At 50.4% G+C, this 24,739-nt stretch carries 19 protein-coding genes; 11 read left to right on the top strand and 8 right to left on the bottom strand.

Annotated features, from left to right (window positions below; all coding sequences use genetic code 11):
* Positions 1-941 precede the first annotated feature (941 nt).
* The 4 genes from H6B31_RS04785 (at position 942) to H6B31_RS04770 (ending at position 5,596) form a co-directional block, all read left to right on the top strand.
* A complete protein-coding gene (locus H6B31_RS04785) occupies positions 942-2,228 on the top strand; it encodes an aminotransferase class III-fold pyridoxal phosphate-dependent enzyme (RefSeq protein ID WP_204897457.1) in 1,287 nt (428 codons plus the stop codon).
* A complete protein-coding gene (locus H6B31_RS04780; protein WP_204897456.1) occupies positions 2,197-2,733 on the top strand; it encodes a pyridoxamine 5'-phosphate oxidase family protein in 537 nt (178 codons plus the stop codon). The genes H6B31_RS04785 and H6B31_RS04780 overlap by 32 nt, the downstream gene beginning before the upstream one ends.
* A 60-nt stretch (positions 2,734-2,793) precedes the next feature.
* Entirely contained in the window at positions 2,794-4,164 is a 1,371-nt protein-coding gene (locus H6B31_RS04775) for an aldehyde dehydrogenase family protein (RefSeq protein ID WP_204897455.1), read from the top strand.
* A gap of 109 nt (positions 4,165-4,273) precedes the next feature.
* Positions 4,274-5,596: an acetyl-CoA hydrolase/transferase family protein gene (locus H6B31_RS04770; protein ID WP_204897454.1), complete on the top strand. Its 1,323-nt coding sequence runs from the start codon at positions 4,274-4,276 to the stop codon at positions 5,594-5,596.
* 3 nt (positions 5,597-5,599) lie between these two features.
* Here H6B31_RS04770 and H6B31_RS04765 read toward each other — a convergent pair whose 3' ends face one another.
* The 5 genes from H6B31_RS04765 to H6B31_RS04745 form a co-directional block, all read right to left on the bottom strand.
* Positions 5,600-5,911, bottom strand: a complete 312-nt coding sequence (locus H6B31_RS04765) for a helix-turn-helix domain-containing protein (RefSeq protein WP_204897453.1) — start codon at positions 5,909-5,911, stop codon at positions 5,600-5,602.
* Between the two features lie 849 nt (positions 5,912-6,760).
* Positions 6,761-8,035, bottom strand: coding sequence for a lactate racemase domain-containing protein (locus tag H6B31_RS04760; RefSeq protein WP_204897452.1), 1,275 nt, complete (start codon positions 8,033-8,035; stop codon positions 6,761-6,763).
* 294 nt (positions 8,036-8,329) lie between these two features.
* Entirely contained in the window at positions 8,330-9,616 is a 1,287-nt protein-coding gene (locus H6B31_RS04755; RefSeq protein WP_204897451.1) for a TRAP transporter large permease, read from the bottom strand.
* Positions 9,613-10,113, bottom strand: a complete 501-nt coding sequence (locus tag H6B31_RS04750) for a TRAP transporter small permease (protein WP_204897450.1) — start codon at positions 10,111-10,113, stop codon at positions 9,613-9,615. The genes H6B31_RS04755 and H6B31_RS04750 overlap by 4 nt, the downstream gene beginning before the upstream one ends.
* A gap of 215 nt (positions 10,114-10,328) precedes the next feature.
* Entirely contained in the window at positions 10,329-11,360 is a 1,032-nt protein-coding gene (locus H6B31_RS04745) for a DctP family TRAP transporter solute-binding subunit (RefSeq protein WP_204897449.1), read from the bottom strand.
* 448 nt (positions 11,361-11,808) lie between these two features.
* On the opposite strand from H6B31_RS04745, the gene H6B31_RS04740 reads away from it, so the two are divergent.
* Together H6B31_RS04740 and H6B31_RS04735 are read left to right on the top strand one after the other, a co-directional pair.
* Positions 11,809-13,461: a M20/M25/M40 family metallo-hydrolase gene (locus H6B31_RS04740; RefSeq protein ID WP_204897448.1), complete on the top strand. Its 1,653-nt coding sequence runs from the start codon at positions 11,809-11,811 to the stop codon at positions 13,459-13,461.
* Positions 13,462-13,641: 180 nt separating this feature from the next.
* Positions 13,642-14,331 (top strand): FCD domain-containing protein, encoded by a 690-nt coding sequence (locus H6B31_RS04735; RefSeq protein ID WP_204897447.1) that lies wholly within the window; start codon positions 13,642-13,644, stop codon positions 14,329-14,331.
* A 191-nt stretch (positions 14,332-14,522) separates the two neighbouring features.
* Here H6B31_RS04735 and H6B31_RS04730 read toward each other — a convergent pair whose 3' ends face one another.
* The 3 genes from H6B31_RS04730 to H6B31_RS04720 all read right to left on the bottom strand — a co-directional run bounded on the left by H6B31_RS04730 (position 14,523) and on the right by H6B31_RS04720 (position 16,881).
* Positions 14,523-14,705, bottom strand: a complete 183-nt coding sequence (locus tag H6B31_RS04730; protein WP_204897446.1) for a hypothetical protein — start codon at positions 14,703-14,705, stop codon at positions 14,523-14,525.
* Between the two features lie 429 nt (positions 14,706-15,134).
* The gene (locus H6B31_RS04725) at positions 15,135-16,121 is read right to left on the bottom strand and encodes a tyrosine-type recombinase/integrase (protein ID WP_346014037.1); all 987 of its coding nucleotides are present in this window, start codon (positions 16,119-16,121) and stop codon (positions 15,135-15,137) included.
* Between the two features lie 133 nt (positions 16,122-16,254).
* Positions 16,255-16,881, bottom strand: coding sequence for a helix-turn-helix domain-containing protein (locus H6B31_RS04720; protein WP_243418842.1), 627 nt, complete (start codon positions 16,879-16,881; stop codon positions 16,255-16,257).
* A 159-nt stretch (positions 16,882-17,040) separates the two neighbouring features.
* Between H6B31_RS04720 and H6B31_RS04715 the strand changes: the two genes are divergently transcribed.
* From H6B31_RS04715 to H6B31_RS04695, 5 genes are all read left to right on the top strand, one after another.
* Positions 17,041-17,274, top strand: a complete 234-nt coding sequence (locus tag H6B31_RS04715) for a hypothetical protein (protein WP_033121804.1) — start codon at positions 17,041-17,043, stop codon at positions 17,272-17,274.
* A gap of 137 nt (positions 17,275-17,411) precedes the next feature.
* Positions 17,412-19,721 carry a phage NrS-1 polymerase family protein gene (locus H6B31_RS04710; protein ID WP_204897443.1) on the top strand — a complete coding sequence of 770 codons (2,310 nt, stop codon included), beginning with the start codon at positions 17,412-17,414 and terminating at the stop codon, positions 19,719-19,721.
* A 352-nt stretch (positions 19,722-20,073) separates the two neighbouring features.
* Entirely contained in the window at positions 20,074-21,342 is a 1,269-nt protein-coding gene (locus H6B31_RS04705) for a plasmid recombination protein (protein ID WP_204897442.1), read from the top strand.
* 160 nt (positions 21,343-21,502) lie between these two features.
* The gene (locus tag H6B31_RS04700; protein WP_204897441.1) at positions 21,503-21,922 is read left to right on the top strand and encodes a helix-turn-helix domain-containing protein; all 420 of its coding nucleotides are present in this window, start codon (positions 21,503-21,505) and stop codon (positions 21,920-21,922) included.
* Positions 21,919-24,738: an N-6 DNA methylase gene (locus tag H6B31_RS04695; protein WP_204897440.1), complete on the top strand. Its 2,820-nt coding sequence runs from the start codon at positions 21,919-21,921 to the stop codon at positions 24,736-24,738. Before H6B31_RS04700 ends, H6B31_RS04695 begins: the two co-directional genes overlap by 4 nt.
* Position 24,739 lies beyond the last annotated feature (1 nt).

Raw genomic sequence — 24,739 nt, 5'->3', positions numbered from 1 at the left:
TCGGAGAAATTGAAAAGCCTTCTGCCATAGAGCCCTGAGAGGCCTAAGTTGACTGAAAAATTGAACATGTGTTAGAAAAATGCTAGGGACCTCATTTCAGACCGGTCAAGAAAAAATAAGACCCTTGAAGCCTTTGAGCTTCAAGGGTCTTCTGGTTGTGGGAGGAGAACTTGAACCTGCAACCTCCGGATTATGAGCCGCTGTTAGTTTGGCCGTTCGCTGCGCTTCAACGCTTTTCTGGCATTTTTAGGCTGAAAACCGGTAAAAGCCGAAGGTTAGGTACTCTCCGCTCCACGGCGATTTTTAGCAATCTGGGTCAGAATTTGGGGCAGGGGCAGAATACTCCTTGTCCAGCCGGTTTCCTTTATGTGCTGGATGCTTCTGGTATGCCCTTTTTCTTTTCGCGATTTTTCTTCATTCCTTCCATATCACACTTTTTCTGTTTCAATTCTGTCATGAGCGCGGACTTCTTAACATCTAGTTCCGCCTGGATATACTCCAGTTCTATGCGAAGTGCGGCCAACTCCCCAGTCTTTGTCTCCTGCGTGTTCTTCAGTTCCTGTTAGATATCAGCAATCGACTGATTTTGGTTAACCAGGTGGTTGTTGATACGCTGAAAATGGCTTCAAGGCCCTGTACCGTATGTCATTTCATAAACTATAAATCTGCGAAATTATGCAAAATATAGTGTGCTGTAAAGTGTCCTTCTGCAGCACGGTCTTCAGTTTGTCGAAAGACCTTTCTTGAGAGAAATCAGTCCAAATTAGGTTGGAGGAGTTCGGGGGGCAGTTGTCTGACATATTGTCCAAGAAGATAGAAAATCTCAGAAATATAATGTCCACTTTTTACAATCATTTGATGAGAGTAGTTGCTATAATCGCGACATAAGGAGTTGCCCCCGTTTCTATTTGGGATACTGATTTCAGAAAGGAAGATGCCGCATGACACAGAACGAAAGATTGCAGAATTTGATGCCGCCGATGGCGCTCCACAGCGATACGACGCCGTGCGTCATCCGAGGGGAAGGCTGTTATCTCTACACCGAGGATGGACGGAAAATTTTGGACTTTGCATCTGGGATCGCCTGCAACGCGCTGGGCCATTGCCACCCCAAGATCATCGCCGCCGCTGAGAAGCAGCTGCATACGCTGATCCATGCGGGGCATAACGTGCTCTACTACGAGCCCTATACCACCCTGGTGGAGAAACTGGTGGAGAAGACCGGCGGGAAATATAAGGTGTATTTTTCCAATGCCGGTGCGGAGGCCAACGAAGGCGCCATGAAGCTGGCCAAGTACGCCACCCATCGCCCGGTCATCATCTCCATGAAGAATGCGTTCCACGGCCGCACCATGGCCACCGCAACCATTACCACCTCCAACGCCGCCTACCGCAAGTACTACGAGCCCATGATGCCCAGCGTGTACTTTGCTGAGTACCCCTACCTGTTCCGCACCCCCTATAAGATGGAGGACGGCAAGTGTCCCAAGGAGTACATGACCCAGTTTGACGATCTGTTCAAGAAGATCGTGGATCCCTCTATGGTGGCCGGCATTATTATGGAGCCGATTCAGGGAGAGGGCGGCTATGTGGTCCCACCCGTGGAGTGGCTGCAGTATGTACGGGACCTGTGCGACAAACACGGCATCCTGCTGATTTTCGACGAGGTCCAGAGCGGATTTGGCCGCACCGGCAGTCTCTTTGCCTGGCAGACTCTGGGTGTAGAGCCAGACATCTTTACCTCAGCCAAGGCCATCGCTGGCGGCCTGCCTCTGAGTGCGGTGTTCGGCAAGGCTGAGATTATGGACAAGTGGGCCAAGGGTGCCCATGGAGGAACTTTTGGCGGCAACCCGGTCTCCTGTGCAGCCTCTCTGGCCGTTTTGGAAGAGCTGTATGAAGGCGGCGTGCTGGAGAACTGTCGGAAAATGGGCGAGATCGTACGAGCTAAGCTGCACACCCTCCAGGATAAATACGACGTGATCGGGGATGTGCGTGGCGTCGGGCTGATGAACGCCATGGAATTTGTCCACCCCGAGGACAAGTCGCCCGCGGGTGATATCTGCGGTGCCTTTAAGGCCAATGCCCTGAAGCGTGACCTGTTCCTACTGGACTGCGGTGCCGACCACAACAATATCCGCCTGATTCCACCGCTCAATGTAGATGAGGAGACTTTGAACATCGCCTTTGAGATTATGGATGCGGCGCTGGCTGAAACTGTTAACGGTTGATGTAACAGTGGATAAGGAAATCAGTATGAGACGCAAAGACTTTGAGAAAGATCGGGCTTTTGCCTATCAGGTAATAGACCGATGTGCGTATGGCGTAATCGCAATGGTTGGCGAAAACGAAAATACAAATGGAGGTCCCTACTGTACTCCGGTTTCTTTTGCTCGTGTAGAGGATCGTCTATATTTCCATGGAGCCGTTGAAGGAACGAAAGTGTCTTTCTTAGAACATGATCCACGAGTGTGCGTATCCTTTGTAGCATTTAACCAAGCAGCAACTGATAAATTCACTACCTATTATCAATCCGCAAATGTAATGGGAATTGCGTCAGAAATTACGGACGACACAGAAAAAGCTCTAGCGCTTCATGCTCTGTGCAAAAAGCTGACTCCTGCTAATATGATAGAGGACCGTTTTGAGCAGGCCTTCTCCAGAAGTTGTTCACGTGTCCGGGTGTGGTGCATCCAGATGAAAACTGTTACAGGTAAGGAAAAACCTTTTCCCTGACAAAGTCCTATTTTTATTGCAGAGACTAAGAAATTGTGATAGAGAGGAGTTGTGTTAGATATGGACACGCAGGAGTATTTAAATGAACTGATCGCTGCGGCGCGGAAAGCGCAGGAGGAGTTTGCGGAATATCCCCAGGAGAAGGTGGACGAGGCCGTGCGGGCCATCGGCAAGGCAGTGTACGACCATGCGGAGGAGCTGGCCAGCCTGGCGGTGGAAGAGACCCGGATGGGCAAGGTGGACAGCAAGATCGCCAAGTGCCGGAACAAGTCCAAGAGCACCTGGTGGCGGATGAAGGGCAAGAAGAGCCGCGGTATTATCGAGCGGGATGAGGAGACCGGAATTGTCAAGGTGGCCAAGCCCATCGGCGTGGTGGGCTGCGTCACCGCCACCACCAACCCGGTCATCAACCCCATGCACAACTCCATGTGCGCCCTGAAGTGCGGCAACGCGGTCATTATCAGCCCCCACCCCCGGGCCAAGCGGGTGGGCGCCCGAACTGTGGAACTGATGAACGAGGCTCTGGACCGGCTGGGGATGCCCAAGCACCTGATTCAGATCATCGCGGAGCCCACCATGGAGCTGTCCGCCGGGCTGATGAAATCCGCCGACCTGTGCATCTGCACAGGCGGCCCCGCGCTGGTGAAGACGGCCTACTCCTCCGGGAAGCCCGTCTACGGCGTGGGCCAAGGCAACGTCCAGGTGCTGGTGGACCGGGATGTGGACTATGACGAGGTAGCCAAGATGGTCATTGCGGGCCGCACCTTTGACAACGGCGTGCTGTGCACCTGCGAGCAGAACATCATCTGTCCCCGTGACAAGGCGGAGGAGATGATCGCGGCGGTAAAGGCCAACGGGGCCTATTACATCGGAACCCAGGAGGAAGCGGACAAGGTACGGGACAGCGCCTTCCCGGACGGCGTGTTCAACAAGGCCTGGACCGGGACGACGGTGCAGGAGATGGCGGAGCTGGCCGGTCTGAAGGACGTCCCCCAGGACGCCAAGGTCATCGTGTGCTGCACCCACGGGTACGCCCGGGACGAGGTGCTGGCCAAGGAGAAGCTGTTCCCCATGCTGGCGCTGTTCCTCTACGACACCTGGGATGAGGCCATGGAGATTGCCCGGGCCAACCTGGCGGTGGAGGGGATGGGCCACAGCGTGGTGATCCACTCCAACACCCGGGAGCATATTGAAGCGGTTCCCAACGTAGTCAATGTATCCCGCTATGCGGTGAATCAGGTGGGCGGCACCGCTCTGGGCGGCGCCATGGACAACGGCCTGAACCCCACCACCACCTTGGGCTGCGGCACCTGGGGCAACAACATTATCAGCGAGAATCTGTGGTACACGCACCTGATGAATGTGAGTCGCATTTCCTATCGAGTGCCCGATATGTATGTCCCATCGGATGAAGAGATCTGGGCTGACTAAACGATCACGATCCCCCTTTCTTTCATTTCACGGCACAGAGGTACGGCTTTTATAGCCGTACCTCTGTGCCCAGTCAGAGGGGAAATTTTTGAAACGGAGGGAAGCTATTATGGTACACAAAGAGACAATCAAATTTGTCACGCCCGAGGAGGCAGTCCAGGCAGTTCGGGACGGCGACTGGGTGGACTACGGCTTTGGAGCCGGCTTTCCGGAGCTGCTGGACCGGGCGCTGGCCGGGCGGAAAGGGGCCGTGCGGGACGTGAAGATCCGGGGCGGTCTGGTGATCCGCCCCCGGATTGAGGTGGTGGAGCAGGACCCGGAGCAGGAGTCCTTTACATACTACAGCTGGCACATCGGGGACTATGAGCGCAAGCTCCAGAGCCGGGGGTTGGTGCGGTTCATGCCCGCCATGCTGCGTTCCCTGCCCTATCTGTACCGGGACGGGCACATCCGCTGCGACGTGGCCTTCGTGCCGGTGTCCCGGCCGGACGGAGAGGGGTACTGCGGCCTGGGCATCTCCAACTATGCCTGGCGCACCATTTTCGAGAGCGCCCGCACCGTGATTTTTGAAATCAACGAGAAGCTGCCCCGGCTCCAGGGGGGGGACGGCTCCCACCGGGTCCACCTGAGTGAGGCGGACTATGTGGTGGAGGGGGAGCACGAGCCCCTGCCCCTGCGCAGCTACCGGGAGCCCAGCGAGACCGACCTCCAGATCGCCAAGCTGGTGGTGGAGGAGATCCCCGACGGGGCGGTGCTGTCCCTGGGGGTGGGCGGCGTGCCCTTTACCGTGGCCAAGCTGCTGGCCCAGTCGGACCGGAAGGACCTGGGCTGCCACACAGGGACCATCAGCGACGCCTTTCTGGAGCTGTGGAAGGCGGGCAAGCTGACCAATGCAAGAAAAGAGGTGGACCGGGGGTGGTCCACCTGGAATCTGGCTATGGGTTCTCAGGAGCTGTACGACTGGCTGGACCAGGAGCCCCAGCTGTTCCGCCCCGGGGATGTGGATTACGTCCACTCGGTGGAGCGCATCAGCCGGATGAGCAATGTCATCAGCATCAACGGCGGAGTGGAAGTGGACCTGATGGGCCAGGAGAACGGGGAGTCCGCCGGGACCCGGCAGCTCTCCGGCATCGGGGGACAGATGGACTTCCTGGAGGGGGCCTACCGCTCCAAAGGCGGCAAGGGCTTCGTCTGCCTGAATGCCACCCACAAGAAGAAGGACGGCACTCTGAAGTCCAACATCGTCCCCTGCATCGCCGGGGGGAGCACGGTTTCCGCACCCCGCACCATGATCCAGTATGTGGCCACCGAGTACGGTGTGGCCAAGCTCTCCGGCAAGACCCTGCGGGAGCGGGCGGAGGCCCTGGCCGCCATCGCCCACCCGGATTTCCGGGAGGAGCTGCTGCGGTACGCAAGGGAGAAATGGCGATAATTTCTACACAATGACCGTCCCGTTCTGCGCATGCAGCTGGGAGAGGAAGGAGTTCGGAGTCAGCGAGGTGCAGTTTTTAAAGGCCCGGATAAAGTGGGCCTGATCGTAATAGCCGAGCTCATCCACCACATCCATCACATCGTTCACATAAAGCGATTCGATGGCCGCCTGGGCCCGCACGATCTCCGCGTATTTTTTGGTGGGGATGCCATAGTGCAGTTTAAACAGATTATTGACGTAGTGGTGGCTGTAACCAAGGGACTGCACAATCTCAGAGATCCGTGTGGACCCAGAGGTCTGCAAAATGATATCCATAGTCTCCCTGGCGATGTTATGGGTCGGATAAAGGGACTGACACTGAAAAAAGTTTAAAGATCGCTCCATAAGATCGGAGAAGCTGTCCTGGTACTGCAGTTGAGTTTCCAGAGATGATATGTTCAAAAACTGCTCCAGGGAGATCCGATTTTCAATAAAAAGGGAAATTTGACTGGTTTCCAGAAAGGAAAACAGGACCCCCGGATGGAGCTTTAAGCCGAAGCATTTTTGATAGGTCCCGATCTTGGATGGGTTTCCTTTTAGATAACTCCCGCAGACATATCCGCGGCACTTCTCCCCCTCCCAGACAAATTGGAAATCGATGCACCCGTCCGGGATCGCGACAATCTGATCCCGGTAGGGATTTTTAATCAGATAGCATTTTGCAAAAACTGGATTCTTTAGTTTGGTCTCTTGATATTTGATTCGTTGGCTTTTGATGTAAAAAGTCCTGGGATACATAGACTTACCCCCACAAATACAAATCAAATTATTGTATATAGTACACAATAAATTGAGAGAAAAAGTTCTGGGAAATCTTCTTTGAAGGATTTCCCAGAACTCTCAATTGTGCAAATTCTCCATGACAATCATAGAATCGGAATTTTCTAGGCCCTGTTTGAACATTGAAACTGTGCCAAAGGACGATGGATATTTCTATCAGACAAGGCAGTTTGTTGCAGCAATCCTGTGGATTACAAGAAACATCATCGCAGTATAGCGGAAAAAGACCCGCTGTTCTGGCAGATTGACTTTTTTCAATCAGAGCCTAAGCTACACAAAAGAAAATTGCATTTTAGAGCGGAAAATCAGCATTCAGAATACGAAACAATATTCGTTCGCAAATCATTAAATCAGGACTGCCTCTCCTCCTTCCGGAATGATCAAAAGAAACGGGTGGGCAAATTGTGCCAGCGCCTGTTCAAGGGCCTGCTGTAACTGCGACTCCGGGATATGGGACATATGTCCCACATGGCAGTCCTCCGCTGTGAGACCATCGCTGATCCAGGTGGTATGGCAGTGCCGCACAGCGCGTCCCATGCTGACGCCCACTGCCATTGTCAGCGTATCTTCTCCAACTTCGCCATTCTGCAACCGTCTGGCCAACTGCTCCGGGCCATCCTCCAACCCCATATAGGGCAGCATGTTAGGGTGCGGTCCAACGCCCTCTTGGCAGCTGGCCAGTACCAGAAGCTCTCCCCCCGGCTTGATGACTTTGACGGGAGCGTAGACCGCTTTCCCGCACTGCCAAAAGTCTATGTAAATCGGATAGGCTGAAGTTAGAATGACATCTGGTTGCCTGGTTAGATGGATGCCGTACACCTGTTGAGCGTACTCCACAGCTTTTCGGTGGGCCTGGATATAATGTCCCGCCGCAACGCGATATAACCGGAGCTTTTTATCCAAAACAGTGTTGATGATATAATGCAGACCAATGGACTTGGTCCACTTTTCCACAGCAAGGCGTGTAGGACTCTCCACCATGCCCACAAGAAACTCCTTCCGAACGCCCTGCATCACATGAAATTCAGAGACAATATCTGCAGCTGTGACGCCCGGATAAAGAATCTTTGCTCCGCCGCTCCACCCCATGCAGCCGTGGGGAACGACCGATCCAATGCCGATTCGGATGTCGGACTCCATGATAGGTTTAAAAACGCGAATTGGAGTCCCCAGTTCACTTGTACCAACCTGGACGAGAGAGTCCGAATTTTCAAATTCGCTGTTTAGAACCCGATACCGGCTCACGACCTCCGCGCCAAGCTTGTTCAAAATTTCCTCTTCTGTCATGGGGCGGTGGCTGCCGAGGGCCAAAACGATGGAAATATCATTCCGGTCCACTCCGGCACGCGCTAAACGCGGAAGCAGTGCCTTCAAAATCTGATCGACCGGGGTGGGACGCGTGTTATCATCGCATATGATACAGACTTTCTGCCCAGGCCGCACCAGAGATTCGATACGCGGTGCGCCGATGGGAGAATCCAACGCGTCCTGAATTGCAGCAATTGGATTTTCTGGACACTCCACCGGAGGGAGTGTTGCATATTGAAATGCAACCCCCTCGGGCACCTGAATGAAATACTCTTTTGTGCCGCAGCACAGACTGAATTCTCGTTGCTGCATCGGAAATATCTCCTTCCAAGGTTATAGTTCAGAAAAAACTGCACACAGGATTTGTTCGAAAATGCCAGTACGCCTGGCGAGCCGTATCCACAATGCAGGGATCCTTCCCTGCCGGCTGCTAAAAAGCAGAGAGTGCGGGATCAAATGGCTTGTCCTGTTGAACTATTTGGTTGTGCTGGTGGGGATTCTACCCATTTTTAAACATGGTCCAGCCTCATTGTAGCTTAGCGGTAGGAGAAATCACTGCCCGATACAAAAACACCGGGCAGTGATTTCTCCATCACGGGACAAGGATTATGTCCCAAGCAAATGTACCAGGAACATAGAGATGTCTGGAATATACGCGATCAGAAGTAGACAGACTGCCATCGCCAGAATAAAGGGAATGGCTGCCTTGGAAATCTTTTCAATAGACAGCTTCGCTACTGCAGAGGCAACGAACAAGTTGACACCATAGGGTGGTGTGACAAAGCCAATTGCCAGGGCTACTGTCATCATGATGCCAAAGTGGACCGGGTCCATACCGACACCGACGGCGATAGGCAGGAACACCGGGGTGAGGATCAAGCAGGAGGAGATGTTATCCACAAAGCACCCGACGATGAGCAGAACCACCAGCATCATCAGGATCAGCAGCCAATCCCAACTGATCATCTCCATGAGCGCGCTGGCCACTTTGTTCGGAATCTGCTCAATAGCCAGATAGGAAGCGAAGGACATGGAGAAGCCCAGAGCCAGACCGGTAAAACCATTGCAGTCTGCGGTGTCCCGAAGCGTGTCGATCCACACCTTCCAGGTCAGCTCTTTGTAGATGAACTTACCGGCGATTAGGGAGTACACCACGCCGACAACCGCCGCCTCCGTGGGGGTGAAAATGCCGCCATAAATACCGCCTAGAATAATGACGGGAGCCAGAATCGCCCAGATAGAATCCAGAAAGACAGCTCCCAGGCTGACGTTTTTCCCTTTTTCCTCGGAGTGTCCCTTATAGCCACGTTTATGAGAAATGATACAGCAGACGACAATCAGTGCAAGGCCGATCAGAATGCCAGGGATAAAACCGGCTAAAAACAGGTCGCCTACAGAGGTGCCAGAGGCAACGCCGTAAATGACGAACGGAATGCTGGGGGGAATGATGACACCAATAGTGCCGGCAGTGGCGGTCAGACCTGTGGCAAAGGCCCGGTCATAGCCGCGCTCCTCCATCTCAGGGATCATAATGGTACCCATGGCCGTCACAGTGGCTGGACCGGAGCCGGAGATTGCGGCAAAGAACATGCAGCCGATGACAGTGGCAATGCCAAGGCCGCCGGTAAATTTGCCCACCAGCGCGTCCGCCATGTTTACAATGCGGCGGGCAATACCGCCGTGGGCCATAAGGTTGCCTGCCATCATGAAGAAGGGAATTGCTAAAAGGCTAAAGGAGTCCAGGCCGGTGAATGCTTTCTGGGCAATCAAAACGGGGTCAATCATGCTGGTGAAAATAATGGTAATCGCAGTAGAAGCGCCCAGGGCGACGCCGATCGGCACACTTAACAGGATCAAAACACCGAAGATTACAAACAAGAGCACAAGATTCATGCCGGTTTCTCCTCCTCACTCTGTCCAAAATTTCTGATTTGCGTTATGAGAGACCCGAGTAAACGGAGAATCATCAGTCCCATTCCAACTGGAATCGAGAGATAACAGAACTGCATGGGAATGCGCATGGCAGAGGAGAGCTGTCCAAACGCAGCGATGGTGCTGACCGCCTCGATGCCCAGGCACAGAACGAAAATACCGAACAGGATCCAAATAACTGTCACTATGATTTCCAGACCCTTCCTCCCCTTCGGAGGCAAGCTGTCCCGGAACATGGTAATCCGCAGGTGAGTTCCCCTGCGGGCTGAATAACTGACGCCAACCCATGTGCTCCACACGTACAGGTAGCGCGCCAATTCCTCCGACCAGGATAGAGCGTTACTGAATACGTAACGCATCACCACTTGTATGAAAATAATGGCCACCATAGCTGTCAAAATTACAAATAAAAGCGCTTCCTCCAGATGGTCATACGCACGAATCACTTTATCTTTCATACTATCCACCCTTCGCCTTTTACAGGCAAAATATTCTATGTCAGTGGCACCATCCTCTGCAGGTTAAGAAAATAGGGATAGGCAAATGTCGAGTTGGGATGTTGTACAGAATATGAAAACATACGTTTCGCTGATACTCTGCAAATTGCAGACGGTTCACTTTGCCTATCTCTCTATTCCTTACCGAAGAGGAGGCGGCGGTGCCGATAAGCGTTTTATGCTGCGCTATCGCGAATTTCAACGGCCATCTCATAAATTTCGGGGTCGATCTCACTCTTGAACTGCTCCCACACGGGGAGGGTGGCCTTTTTGAACTCCGCGAGGGCTTCGTCTTCCACGTAGTTGACCTCCAGATATCCGTTGTCAACCATTTCCTGCAGAAGAGAGTTCTCCATCTCGGTGTTCAAACGGCGCTGATTCTCCATGGCGTAATCGGAGCCCTCCTGCACCACTTGCTGCAAATCCTCCGGGAGACTCTGCCAGAACGCCTCGGATACCACAATGGCGTTGGGGGCGTAAATCTGTCCAATAAAGCTGTAGTAGTTCTGAACTTCGTATAGCTTAGAGGTATAGGTCAGTACCACGCCGTTGTCCTGGCCGTCCACAGTGCCCTGCTGCAGGCCGGTGTAGAGTTCATTGAAAGCCATGGGGGTGGGGGTGCACCCCAACAGCTCATAGGTGGCGATGTTAACCGGAGATTCCATGACGCGGATTTTCAAACCGGTCAGATCGTCAATCGTCTCAATGGGGTGGGAGCTGTTGGAGATGTTACGGAATGCATTCTCGCCATAGGCCAAAAGCCGCATTCCTACGTTGGGTAGGTTCTCCGCCAACTTGGTTCCAAACTCACCGTCTAGGTGCTCGTACGCCTGCTCCTTCGTTGTAAATAGGAATGGAAAGTCGCACACCTGGTAGTTAGGCTCAAAGTTGGACAAGGTGGACATGGGCCCGAAGGTGGCCTGGACGGTATTCAGCTGCAGAGCCTCAAAGAGCTCACGGTCGCCGCCCAAAACAGAGTTGTTCTGTACCTCAACCTGGATCCGGCCGCCCGAGTTTTCTTCGATATAGGGTTCGAAATACTCGAGAAGCGCAATTCCAGAAGCGGAGTCATCCTGGATTGTAGTACCGATGACCAGACGGTATTCTCCGGCTTCGCCGCTGCCGCCGCCACTATCATTGCCGCAGGCAGACAGACCAGCCAGCATCGCAAGTGCAAGGCCTATCGCAGTGTACTTTCGCATCTTCATCCTCAACGCCCTCCATAAAATAAATATTTTGCAAACCGAATGACCACCGTTTGTTTGATAGACCATAGATTGATGGCCATTCGAATTTCCAACTAAATGAACAGTAGAAGATCGTAGTCGGTTCGCTTCTCTTGCGTGTGAAAAAAGATGACACTACTCTTTGTAAACTTGTATTCTGTATTCTGTATACATTTTATTTGTTTAAGCGTACAATATTTCGTGGAGAATGTCAAGCGATTTTTATTCAAGTTTCGACTATAATGTAATGGTATCGTTTTTCATTCCAAACTGGAATCGTACAAACAGCCAATTTATAAAAGGATATTAACTATTTTTATTTCAATCTTGACAATTTTGGACTTGGTACGTATAATGAAGTTGTGTTCATTGTATACAGAATACAAATGGATCAAGGTCATCAAATTTATACTGTTTAGGAGGTAGAAGCATGCAGAATTACCCGTTTTATGAGGAGGTCCTCTTTTTAACAAAAAAACTGGTTTCGATTCCCAGTATGAACAACACGCAGGGAGAGCGCGAGGTTGCGGAACACATGGCTCAGTGGCTCCGGGATCTGCCCTACTTTTCTGAGCATCCGGACCAACTGATCGTGCAGCCCCTGAAGGATGACCCATGGAAGCGAGTGAATGTCATTGCGATTGCTTTCGGTACCAAGAGTAACAGTAAGGAAACTATTATTCTCCATGGACACTGCGACACTGTGGGAATTGGCGATTATGGATCTATTCAGGAATACGCCTTTGATTGCGACGCGCTTCCGGAAAAAATTAAGGCCATTACAAACGATCCAGAGGTTCTGGCAGATATTGAGTCCGGCGAGTGGATGTTTGGACGGGGCGTCTCGGATATGAAATGCGGTGACGCGGTGAATCTGGTTCTGATGAAATATTTTACGCAGCATTTGGACATGTTTGATGGCAATCTGATTTTTATGACAAACCCGGTGGAGGAAAACCAGCATACTGGGATTATCCACTCTCTGGATATGCTTGAGGAGCTGAAGGAGAAGTATCAGCTCACTTATAAGATGGCAATGAATACGGACTTCATCTCACCTGCGTTTCCCGGAGATACAGCCCACTACTTCCATGCCGGCGCGGTGGGGAAGATACTTCCCTGCTTCTACATTATTGGCAAGCCAACCCATGCGGGCCAGGGGTATGAGGGGTTCAGTGCCTCTCTAGTGGCTGCGGAGATTATCAAAGCCATGGACTTGCGGGCTGAATTCAGCGATGTGTACAATGGGGAATATACAATGCCCCCTACCACGTTGAAGATGAGGGATCTGAAACCTGCCTACGATGTGCAGACGGCCTTTTCTACCTTTGTTTACTTTAACTATTTTATCCACAACATGGAGATGAACGACATTTTTGTCCGGCTGAAATCCGTCGCCATGGATGCGCTGAAGGCGGTGGATGCCTATACCGATGGGCAGAGTCAGAAATACTGCCAGATGACCGGACTGACCTATAAAAAGCGGGAGTACGCCCTTCAGGTGATGGACTATGACGAGTTGTACACTCGTGGAAAAGCAGTAAATCCGGATGTAGACCAGGTGATTGAGGAGATCTCTCAAAAGGGCCTGGCCACCACTATGGACTTCCGGGATATCTGCCTGCAGATCGTGGAATATCTGTGTACGGTCAATAATATCAATACGCCCACCGTTGTGGTTTTCCTTGCTCCCCCCTACTGCCCCCGGAATACACTGAAGCATGAAAGTCCGGAGGAAGCTCACCTTCTGGACAGCGTAACGGCACTGCTCAAGGAGCTGGAGCCTGTGGTGGGCGAGGAGCTGAAAATGATGCAGTTCTTTCCCGTACTGACAGACAGCAGCTACTTAAAGCTAGATGATACCGATTCCTCTATCGACACACTGGTCAAAAATATGCCAAATATGAACACAATCTATCCTGTGCCACTGGAGCAGATTAAACGCCTGAATATTCCTGCATTTAATTTTGGCTGCCACGGCAAGGACGCCCATAAATGGACCGAGCGTGTTCACATGGAATATACGTTTGGAAAGCTTCCAATTATTATGTTGAAAACCCTTGAAAAGTATTTAATAAACTGATAAAATGAATTACAAAAAGTGGTATTGAATCATTAAACAAAAGCAGACGCCATATGCAGGATGGATAGGAGACCCCCCTGACTGATACGATCAGAGTTTTGAGTCAGCCAGGAGCGTTGAAACCTCCGGGGCCGCACCAAGTTTTTTGGAATACTACAAAGGGGTTAGGGGAAATCGATTGTGCTCAGTGAGATTAAACAAAGAGATACTCTATCAGAGCAGGCCTATCAAATGATCCGAAAGGCCATTATTTTTCATGAGTTGATGCCCAAAGAACAGCTAATCGAAGAGAAGCTTTCTGAAAGCCTCTCTATTAGCCGTACACCCCTGCGCACAGCGCTCCGCCGCCTCATCGACGAAGGACTTGTGGAGACGAAAGGAAAGAATACCTTTGTCAGTGATTTGGCGCCGGAGGATCCGATTAACATACGTAAAGTGCGTCTTCCGCTTGAACTTACAGTGATTGAAGAATTGCAGGACAAGGTGACTCCGACGCTGCTTGCGCAGTTAGAGGATACGCTTATCCACCAGGAAAAGCTCCAGATGCAATCTGCAGACGATTATTCCGAATATATTCTGCAGGATTCCCGCTTCCATGTTACGCTGGCTCGAGCCACAGAAAACCGATTTTTATTCGATCTGGTCTATCGGATTAACACGCATTCATCCCGATGCCTGATCTTATCCCCGACTCTGCGCGCTTCGAAAACTGCGGCTGTGGAAGAACACCGTGCCATTATTTTGGGGCTGGCGGAACACAATTTTGATCGAGCTCGTGCCGCAATGGCGGAGCATATCATGGGGGTGGAGCAACGAATGAGCAGGGTTTGGGAACCCGGTGATTTTGCGTCAGCCTCAGAGGTGGTATAGGACACTTACAGACAAGCTGGTAGGCAGTCCAGTGGTGAGCCGTTGTTTGAGAGTGCGGTCCCTAGGCTGTGTTCTTACAAAGGAAGAAAACATTGTTCTATCGGGGCAGGTGAGTAGCCTGTCCCGATGCTTTTGACATGTTTCGAACAATACCTAAAAGCCCCAAAGGATTTTACTTGATCACCTTGATGCTACATCGCCTGAATCAGGTTGCGGACCACCAGCTTTTTCTCTTGAAAGTTCAGCTGATTGGACTCAATACAATCCATCTGCGCGGTATACTCGTTCCTCAACTGTTCCGTCAGCAAGGTTTGCTTTTCCCAGTTCAGACGGACGATCTCCCGCTCTAAATGAGTCGCAGTCAGCGGCATCACCTTTTGAACCAGACGGTCGATCCTTTGGTCAAGGATGGAACCGCGGATTATCAAGTAAAGAGCAACAGGTTGCGGAAAAAGAGTTCAAGAGAAGATTTCCAGTCTAGGAATTTGTATGGGCGACGATTTAGCTTACCGGAGATGAGCAGCATGCTCACTTCTCAGTTCTGCAGCGCTAATCTCACTTACCCAAGAGATAATTTCCACTGCTTTTCAGTACGTCTTTGGACGCTGTTTTGCAGAAAATTGGATGGTTTTGGAGTTGTGAGAGTTCCTCAAAAGCGTTCCGTTTTCCTCCGTAAGGAGCAAGCAAGGAGCACACAAGGAACAAGAATCGCAAGCGAAAACAAAAGCCTTATGAAGCAGGAGATCGTTCCGCAAGGAGCGTATCTCCTGTTTTTTTGTGCTGCACGGTTTTTCCATCATTTTTTAAATCTTGTTGATTGCCTCCACCAGTGTTTCAATATCCAGGTGGGTGTAGACACGTTCGGTGAGCGTCATGGCACCGGAGTGTCCGACAATCTTCTTGATCATGGTTTGGTCTACATGGGCCTCTGTCAGCATGGAGATGCAGGTGTGCCGGGTACAGTGCGGCGTCTGGTCATATCCAAGCTGCTCCATCAGGGGTGTGAAGTAACTGTCGTAGTAGTTCCTGTAATCAAAGTGCTTTTGATCCGGCGTGTGGAGCAGATATTCACACTGGGAACCTTCGTACCAAGCTTTGTAGAATGGCAGCACCTTGTCGGCAATGGGAACTTTCCGCAGGCCGTTCTCGGTTTTACTGGCGATCACATCAAAGTACTGTTCTTCCAGATGTACGTTTTCCTTCTTCAAATCGAGGAACTCCGAGATGCGGCAACCGTTGTAGATCAGCATCAGCACGATCTGATAGTAGGGGTCCTCCGCAAGCTCCCAAAGGCGGGCAATCTGCTCCTTTGTGAACTTGTTCCGGTCACGCTTGTTGGGGTTCTTATCCTTGTACCGGCTCAAATCCACAAACTCGGAATAATCCTTGTTGCAGATGTCATTTTTCATGGCGTAGGCATACAGCTGGTTGAACAGCCCCTTGAGTTTTTTCAGGGTGGGGTAATTCTTCCCGCAGGTGTCCACCACAAATTGAAGGTCCATCAGCCGAATGTCCCGAAACACCTTGTTGTAAAGCGTTCCGCATACCCGATAGGACGCCTCATACCCTTTTACGTTTGACTTGGAGATGGTCGGGAACTTTTCCCTTGACCAGTGCTCGTAGACTTCCTGGAAGGTTGCCTTGGATGCCTTGACGTCAAAGGGATTGTTGTTGTACTCTGCCAGTATTTGCAGCCCCTCTGCCCTGGTTGCTGCATAGCCGATGGTGATCTGCTCCTGAACCTGTTTTCCCGTCTCAGGATTGATGTGCCAACCGACCGTTTTCCTCACTGCATAGGGTCTTCTTCGCTTTCCGGACATTTTCTTGACGCTGCCATATCCGTTGGGTAGTCTCAAAAAATCTCAAACTTCCTTTCTCCCAGCGTTTGGATTAAATTTGATAAAGGGTATGCAACAACCTCTGTTACTCCTGGTCGCCGTTTTCTTCGGCGGCCTTTTTCATTTTCTCCAGCATCTGACGGTCCAGTTCGTTGCGCCGCTGAATGCGTTCCAAATCGGAGAGGACTTCCACTTCCTTGTCCTGCAACTTGGCGTCTGCGTAGTAGGCCAGTTCCTTTTCAATCCAGCGGTCAAAGGATTCCTGATCGGTCCAATAGGTTTCCAGCTTTTCACGCTCGTCCCGGAACTCTTCCAAAATCAGACACAGGGAATCGTTCATCTCTGCGGATCGGTCATTCCCTTTGAATTTCAGGGAACAGGACCATTCTTCGCTGTGGGGCGGGCGCTGGACATCGATCTCGAAACGGATACCGGCCTTCTTGTTCAATTGGTAAAGAACCGCAATCACATCAGACAGGCTGTCCAGCTGGATTTCAGGTTTCTGGTAGCCAATCAGGTCTGCCGGAGATATGTTTAAGATTTTGGCGATGGCGTTGATCATCGCTATGGACGGTTCAATTTCACCGCTTTCGTATTTTTGAACTGTGCGCATCGTCTTGTCCAAACGCTGTGCCAGCTCTGTTTGGCTCAAGTGGGCCGCCTTGCGGGCTGCCTTGATTCTCTCGCCAATTTCGGCCGGGTTGCTGTGCATTGTCATCACCTCGTTTGTATTGTAACATGAAGCTGTGCGAATTACAAGGTCGTAATACGAATAATTTTTTCGCATTTAGTGTTGACAAGTAGTCTTGGATGGCTTATAATCAAAATACGAACTAATAATTCGTATATCGGTAATAAGGAGGTCATTCACATGGAGAAGAAAGTTTATGTCGAACTGCCGCCCTTCACTGGACGCAATGTCCCCATCACCGAGATTGCAGCCGCCATGCACAAGGATGCCCAGTATGTGCGCATTGGGTTGCAGCAGGGAATCCTGAAATTCGGCTATGCGATCAAGCTGGAGAACTCCAACGAGTACAACTACTACTGCCCCGACAGAAAGGTGTGGGAGGAAATTGGATACTTCCAGCCGGAAACCGCATAAAAAAAGAGCCCTCATCCTGGCAGATGAGAACTCTTGGCGGACAGTACAAACGGCAGCTGCCGTGTGACTATCACTCAGCAAGGATATTATAACACGACAGCTGCCAAATTCAACAATTATTTAAGGAGGAACAGAATTTGACAGCTTTACCAGACAGCATCATACAAAATGGTCTGTTCTGCTGCTGGAAGTACGAGGAACGGAATGGAAGGAAAACGAAGGTGCCATACCAGCCGGAAACCGGCCTGGGAGCGAAAAGCAACGATCCTTCCAGCTTTGTACCTTATAAAACAGCAGTGCAGGCCAGCGGATATGATGGCATCGGAATTGGCATTTTCAACGGCATCTGTGCGATTGACCTGGATAACTGCGTTTCGGACAGCGGCTATTACACCCAGACCGCCGCAGAAATTGTGGCCTTAATGCACAGCTATACCGAGTACAGCCCCAGTGGAAACGGTCTGCACATCCTCTTTTCGGCAAAAGGCTTTCAGTATGATACCAAGCGATTTTACATTATGAACCATCAGGCTGGAATAGAGGTTTATGTGGCGGGAGCAACCAACAAATATGTCACCGTGACCGGAAACCGCTGTGAGGATTATGAGTATGGGGACCGGACCCAGGAGCTGCAAGTGTTACTGGACAAGTTCATGCGCAGGCCAGAGGTAGGCGCAGAAAATGCAATAAATGCAAAAAACTCTGATTTAAGCATGGAGCAGCTTCTGCAACTGGCAAAGAGCTGTAAGAATGGGGCAGCGTTCACAGCCCTTTGGAGCGGTTCGTTGGAGGGATATTCGTCCCCTTCGGAGGCGGATCTGGCGCTGTGCAGCCACCTTGCCTTTTGGACAGGACGGGATGCCGCCAAGATGGACACTATGTTCCGACAGTCGGGATTGATGCGGGATAAATGGGACCGACAGCAATCCGGCACAACGTATGGTGCAATCACCATTCAGAAGGCAATCGAGCATTGTCGGGAGGTCTACACTCCAAAAACGGAGCCGTCACCGGTTTTTCAACCTATTGTTCCGCTGACGCCACAGTGGAGTGATCTGCCTGCTTTTCCAGTAGACGCTCTCCCGGATGTGATTCGGAATTATGTGAGTGCGGTAGCTGAACACAGTCAGACTGCCCCTGACATGGCAGCGGTGATCAGCCTGGGTGTGCTGGCAACCTGCTTACAAGGAAAGTACAAGATAGAGGGAACACCGGGATACTGTGAGCCTTTGAGCTTGTACACAGTGGTAATCGCCGCACCGGGGGAGCGAAAGTCCAGCGTCATGCGGGATATGACTACATTCCTTTATGAGTATGAGCAGGAATATAACAAGGCGCACAGCATGGAAATCCGGGAAAACCATTTGCAGCGGGAAGCTCTGGAGCGTCAGATTTCCGGTCTGCAAAAGAAGTTGGAGCGCAAGGAAAGCCGGGAAATGGAGCTGGAGCTGAGGCAGCTTCAGGAACAGCTGGAAGAAACTCCAGAACTAAAGCCGGTTCGCTTTTTTGCGGACGATTGTTCCAGTGAAGCTCTGACCAGCTTAATGGCGGCCAACAACGGAGTGTTCTCCGTGATCTCCACCGAGGGCGGCATCTTTGACATCATGGCAGGACGGTATTCCAACAAATCTAACATTGATGTCTGGCTGAAAGGTCATTGTGGAGATGCCATTTATGTGGATCGAATGACCCGTGAAGCAGAGTGCATCATGCACCCGGCATTGTCAGCTATCCTCTCAATTCAGCCCAGTGTGCTGGATGAAATCATGTCCAATACCACCATGACCGGGCGGGGCTTGATTGCCCGCTTCCTGTATGCGTCCCCACCATCCAGAATTGGCAGCCGGGTCTTTCGTACCCAGCCGATTCCGCCCGAAGTAACTGCCGCTTACCGCAGCTTGATTTTTCGCCTGATGGCTCTGCCGATTGCTGGAGATGCCCAGACGGTACACCTTTCCGAAAAAGCCTTTGACCTGATGGCCGATTACTTTCAGGAACATGAGAAGTTTCTGGTTGGCGAGGGGCAGGCAATTTCCGATTGGGCAAGCAAATATATCGGTGCCGTACTCCGGATTGCGGGACTGTTGCACTGTGCTGATATGGAAGATGACAAAGCAGAAGTGACAGCTTCTACGATGAGCAAGGCGATTCAGATCGGCAAATACTTTCTGGCTCATTCCACCTACGCCTATTCCATGATGGGTACTGACTTGAGCATTCAGAAAGCTAAATTTGTCCTGGCAAAGCTGAAAAAGAAGAACATATCGATGGTCAAGCGTTCAGAGCTTTTTCAGATGTGCCGGGGAAAGTTCTTCAAGAAAACGGAGGAGATTTTTCCGACGCTGGAACTGCTGGAGGGACATGGATACATTCGGCTGGAAGAACCGGAACGCCAGTCGGTGGGCAGACCAGCCGATGTGAAAATCATCGTGAACCCCGCCGCATGAAACCGGAATTATCTGCATTTATTGCATTTCCTGCACAGAGTTGCACTCTGGTATCGCACCACCGTCCCCATCGAAAAATCCGCAGATTTGGAGATGGAGGGTTCGGGAGAATCCGGTGAATTTTCCCGAACTGTGGGCGGCAGGATTGCTTACAGGAGCAAGGATGCCGGACACACCTGGCTTGCTGTGTGGATAGCACACGCAAGCCAGGGAGGCTCCCGCAGGAGCCGCATCCCCCTCGGAGAGCCCACGATACTTTGCAGCCGCAGGATGAAAGTATCATAGTGGGTTATTACACTTCCGCAGGAAGTGCGCCCCGGCCCGCAGGCCGCACAAACGTGAAAGGAGCTCTATGGCGAGAAACGACGGGATTGACCGTATCAGTGCAAGAAACGTTAACCTGACCGCCGCCAAAATTGGTAATGCTCAGCGGCACAACGAACGAGAAAAGGAATCCTACACCAATCCTGATATTATACCGGAACGTACCTCTCAGAACATCCATTTTAAGAAGCCCACCGCCGGATATGCAGAGATGTTTGCTCAGATGGAAAAAGACGGTGTAATCTCCACTCGTGGCCTGAAATCGGACGCTAACCTTTACGGAGAACTGATTTTTGATGTAAACTCCGCCTACTTCTATAACCATGGCGGGTATGAGTTTGCCAAACAATTTTATGAGGACGCTTACAGGGCAGCCGTAGAGATCGTGGGTGGCGAACAGTATATTCTCTCTGCCGTCATGCACGCCGATGAGCGTAACCAGGCCATGTCCGAAGCGCTGGGGCAGGATGTGTTCCACTATCATCTCCATGTGGTCTATGTTCCAGTTGTGGAAAAGCAGATTCTCTGGTCCAAGAGGTGCAAAGACAAATCGCTTGTGGGAACCGTCAAGGAAACAATCATGCAGGTGAGCAGCAGCAAAAAATGGCTGTCTAAACCGGCATTGGATGAACAGGGTGTGCCTATTCTCAAGAAGAATGGCAAGCCGGTACTGCGGAAGTCTTACAGCGTTCTCCAGGACGATTTCTTCCAAGCTATGAGAAACGCTGGATATACGGATGTGGAGCGTGGAGAACGGGGCAGTTCCGAGGAGCATTTGACCGTGACACAGTTCAAGGTGGAACGGGAACAGGAACGATTGGAGCAACTCACAGCACAAACACAGCAGAAAGAGCAACAGGCAGCTTCGCTGGAAAAGAAAATTGAGAATATTCAAAAACAGCAGATTGCCGTTCAGAAAGTGGAGCAAATAGAACCCCATGCCGTTCCGTTTTCCTCTAAAGTTATGTTGGAACGTTCTGAATATGAAAATCTGGCAGCTACGGCAAAGAAGTTCTATGTCCAGGAGCGCAAGGAATCCAAGCTACAAAAGGCTTTGGAAGCAGCGATGAAAGTGATAAGCGAGTTGAAAGCTAAGGTCGCCGCACTGACCGCAGAGCTGGCAGAGTATAAGTCCGTTCGTGGTCAGCTCAACACCGCAGGTTTAGAGCAGCAAAATGAACTTTTGCGGAATAAACTCCATCGTTACGAAACGGTGATAGAACGAAATGGCCTGTGGAATTTATTCCGACCCAGCACAAAAACAAAAGATATCACAAGACAAGAAGAACGCCTGTAATATTTTCATTTGCCCTATTCGTATTTTGCGTACGGATAGGGCAAATTTTTGTTGTAGACAGCGCAGAAAAACGATGAATTTTGTTGATTTATCAATGCCGGATTGGTATAATTGTTCTATGTTATAGAACATAGAACAATTATGGAAAGGAGGTGCCGAATTGCCTAACAAGGTGGCTGTGGATCAACAAGCCAAGGGCATGATAATCGAACTCGGTTTATTGATTCGTGATTGCCGTGGAACGCTCAGCCAATCCCAATTAGCCAAAAGGGTCGGTCTGCCCCGTTCCAACATGAAATATATAGAAGACGGTGTTAACGCTCCAACAGCGGAGGTCTATGACAAGCTGATTAAGGAGCTAAAACCGGATTTGCAGGCACGCCAGCGTATGGATCGCCTGTATATGGCAATTCGGAAAGTGCCTCCGCCGGATATTTGCCGAACTATCACACAAAACAAGGATTTGGTAGATGCAATGCGAAAGCTGGAGGGCTGTAATCTGACCTCCGATCAGATCGAAAGTGTTGCTGCCCTGTTTGCGTCTTTTCAAGAGAATAGTGAAGGAGAACCCATAAAATGAGAGATAAGTATTTTTACGAAGTTATGTTTGATGATACGTCCATTGACGTAAGCAAGGAAGTTGGATTGGTCTGGTCCATTGCCAACTCTCTCCGTGGAGCTTATACCTCGGATAAATATAAGGACGTTATTATCCCCATGGTCATTATCCGTCGATTTGAGTGCGCTTTGGAGGCTACCAAAGATGCAGTTGTGGCAAAGCACAAGCAGAACCCCAACCTCCCTGCTGCGCTCCTTTGCCAGGTTTCCAAGTACCCCTTTTACAACACCAGCGAGTTTACTCTTAAACGCCTTCTGGATGACAGCGACAGCATTGCGTCCAATCTTAAGTCTTACATTGAAGGCTTTTCCGCCAACATCCAGTTGATTCTAGAAAAACTGCTGAAATTCAGTACTCAGATCGACAAGATGGACAAGAGCAACCGTCTTTACAGCGTGGTTAAAAAGTTCTCCGATTTGGATTTGTACCCTGCCCATGTAGACAGCATGAAGATGGGCTACATTTTCGAGGATATTATCCGTCGTTTTTCTGAAAACGCCGAGGCCGGTGATCACTATACGCCCCGTGAAGTGATTCGTCTGATGGTCAATGTACTGCTGGCAGAGGGCTGCAACGACCTGTTGACGGATGAGGGTAAAATTGCCACCGTACTGGATGCTGCCTGTGGTTCGGGCGGTATGCTGTCCACTACCTATGATTTCCTGCGCCGCAAAAATCCCTATGTGGATGTGCGCTTGTTTGGACAGGAAATCAATCCCGAATCCTACGCCATTTGTCTGGCAGATATGCTCATCAAAGGCCAGGATGTGAAAAACATTATGGGTGATGAGGAAGCTAACACCCTGAAAACGGACTGCTTCCCGGATCAGAAGATGCGGCTGGTGATTATGAATCCCCCGTTTGGTACACCCTGGGGTGGCAAAGATGCACCGGAAGGACAAGAGAAGAAAGTCCGTGAGGAAAACAAGAAGGGCGGACGGTTTGAACATGGTCTGCCTGGAACGGGTGACGCCCAGCTGCTGTTCATGCAGCACGCCATCAATAAGCTGGATGAGAAAAACGGGCGTGCAGCGATTATTACCAATGGTTCGCCTCTTTTCTCCGGCGGAACCACCAGCGGTGAAAGCCAGATTCGGCACTGGATGCTGGAGGAAGATTTAATTGAAGCCATTATTGCCCTGCCTACCCAGCTTTTCTATAACACCGACATCGGTATTTATATTTTTATTCTGTCCCGCAATAAGCGCCCTGACCGCCGTGGAAAGGTGCAGCTGATCAATGCGGTGGATATGTGGAAGCCCCTGCGCAAATCTTTGGGCAAAAAGCGCCGTGAAATCGACCGGGATAGCATGGTAAAAATCACCGAGCTGTACTCCAACTTCGAGGAAAACCAGTACTGCAAGATTTTCCCCAACGAGGAGTTTATGTACAAAGAGTATGCGGTTTATCAGCCGTTGCAGCGCCGGGGTGTGCTGGATGAGGAGAGCATCGAGCGGCTGCGGACCAGCAGCTACTTCACCAGTAACTCCAGCATTTTCAATGAGACGGATTTTGAACAGCTGAAAGAGATGAACCCCCGCAGCGCTGCCGACGAGAAAAAATACCAGAAATATCTGGCGGGCCAGCAGTTTGTGGCGGATGTGTTGACTATTCTGGAAGCCAACCGTTCTGACCAGATGTTTATGGATTATGGCGAGTTTGAAAAGTATCTGAAATCTCTGCTGGGCAAGGTTGAGGGAATGTCTGCCAGCCGGTTGACCGGCATTGCCATGGTGCTGGCGGTGATGGACAAAACTGCCGTGGTGCAGAAAGACCGAAAGGGCGAAATTGTCAAGGATACCACCACCAAGGACACCGAGATCATCAAGCTCACCCAGGACCCGGAAAAATATTTTGAGGCGGAAGTATATCCCCATGTACCTGACGCTATCTGGTTGTATGAATTTGATCCTTCTAAAAAGGTAAGCGTTTCAAATAGAGAGCGTATAGGTGCGGAAATAGCCTTTACACAATATTTTTATGAATATAGTAGAAACGACACCGCCCAAGGAATTCACAATAAAATTGCGCAAAATACAGTTGCTTTGCAACATATATTTTCTGTTAATGATGTTGAGCAAAGAAATTTGGACGCTTTGATTTCTACTTATGAAGATCAACTTCAATTGGGGAAAAAATACCGTGATTTATTTGTTTTGGAAACACTTTTGCGAGGCCTTGACCCAACGGTAGAATTGAAAGATAGCGGTTTAATCTGGTTTGGAAAGATTCCTGCTCATTGGGAAGTTAAGCGTATAAAGTATGTTATCAAACAGGGAAACGACGGGATAAAAGTAGGACCTTTTGGGAGCGCTCTAACAAATGAAGTTGTAAGTGCTGACGATGGGCAATTTAAAGTATATGGCCAAGCCAATTTGATTCGTAGAGATTTCGAATATGGTGATAATTTCGTTACAGAGGACAACTATTTGCGCTTAAAGAATTATGAAGTGCTTCCCTATGATATTGTAGTTTCTATGATGGGTACAATTGGAAAATGCTGTGTAGTTCCAGAGGGTATTTCTCCTGGAATTATGGATTCACATCTTATTAAAGTGCGCTTATCAAGTTTAATGTTCCCTCAATATTTTGAATACTTGTATGAGAGTGAAGCTGTATATGAGCAACTTTTACTGAAATCTAAAGGTTCAATAATGAACGGACTAAATTCGACTATTGTAAAAAATGTTTATATGGTAGTCCCGCCTGTCGAAGAACAGATTGCTATTTGCAGATATATTAATGAGCATTTATCTGATGCGGTGGAGGTGAAGTAAT

Origin of the sequence: Pseudoflavonifractor capillosus, from assembly GCF_016899775.1 — a bacterium.
Classification (GTDB): Bacteria; Bacillota; Clostridia; order Oscillospirales; family Oscillospiraceae; genus Lawsonibacter.
Note: the sequence above shows the minus strand (reverse complement) of the source record. Positions and strands in the feature narration are given on the sequence as shown.

Bases quoted from the DNA above. Each gene is read 5' to 3' on its own strand.
- H6B31_RS04740 (WP_204897448.1), top strand. From the start codon at position 11,809: ATGCAGAATTACCCGTTTTATGAGGAGGTCCTCTTTTTAACAAAAAAA.
- H6B31_RS04750 (WP_204897450.1), bottom strand. From the start codon at position 10,113: ATGAAAGATAAAGTGATTCGTGCGTATGACCATCTGGAGGAAGCGCTT.
- H6B31_RS04755 (WP_204897451.1), bottom strand. From the start codon at position 9,616: ATGAATCTTGTGCTCTTGTTTGTAATCTTCGGTGTTTTGATCCTGTTA.
- H6B31_RS04695 (WP_204897440.1), top strand. From the start codon at position 21,919: ATGAGAGATAAGTATTTTTACGAAGTTATGTTTGATGATACGTCCATT.
- H6B31_RS04775 (WP_204897455.1), top strand. From the start codon at position 2,794: ATGGACACGCAGGAGTATTTAAATGAACTGATCGCTGCGGCGCGGAAA.
- H6B31_RS04760 (WP_204897452.1), bottom strand. From the start codon at position 8,035: ATGCAGCAACGAGAATTCAGTCTGTGCTGCGGCACAAAAGAGTATTTC.
- H6B31_RS04720 (WP_243418842.1), bottom strand. From the start codon at position 16,881: ATGCACAGCAACCCGGCCGAAATTGGCGAGAGAATCAAGGCAGCCCGC.
- H6B31_RS04765 (WP_204897453.1), bottom strand. From the start codon at position 5,911: ATGGATATCATTTTGCAGACCTCTGGGTCCACACGGATCTCTGAGATT.
- H6B31_RS04785 (WP_204897457.1), top strand. From the start codon at position 942: ATGACACAGAACGAAAGATTGCAGAATTTGATGCCGCCGATGGCGCTC.
- H6B31_RS04705 (WP_204897442.1), top strand. From the start codon at position 20,074: ATGGCGAGAAACGACGGGATTGACCGTATCAGTGCAAGAAACGTTAAC.
- H6B31_RS04745 (WP_204897449.1), bottom strand. From the start codon at position 11,360: ATGAAGATGCGAAAGTACACTGCGATAGGCCTTGCACTTGCGATGCTG.
- H6B31_RS04770 (WP_204897454.1), top strand. From the start codon at position 4,274: ATGGTACACAAAGAGACAATCAAATTTGTCACGCCCGAGGAGGCAGTC.
- H6B31_RS04780 (WP_204897456.1), top strand. From the start codon at position 2,197: ATGCGGCGCTGGCTGAAACTGTTAACGGTTGATGTAACAGTGGATAAG.
- H6B31_RS04715 (WP_033121804.1), top strand. From the start codon at position 17,041: ATGGAGAAGAAAGTTTATGTCGAACTGCCGCCCTTCACTGGACGCAAT.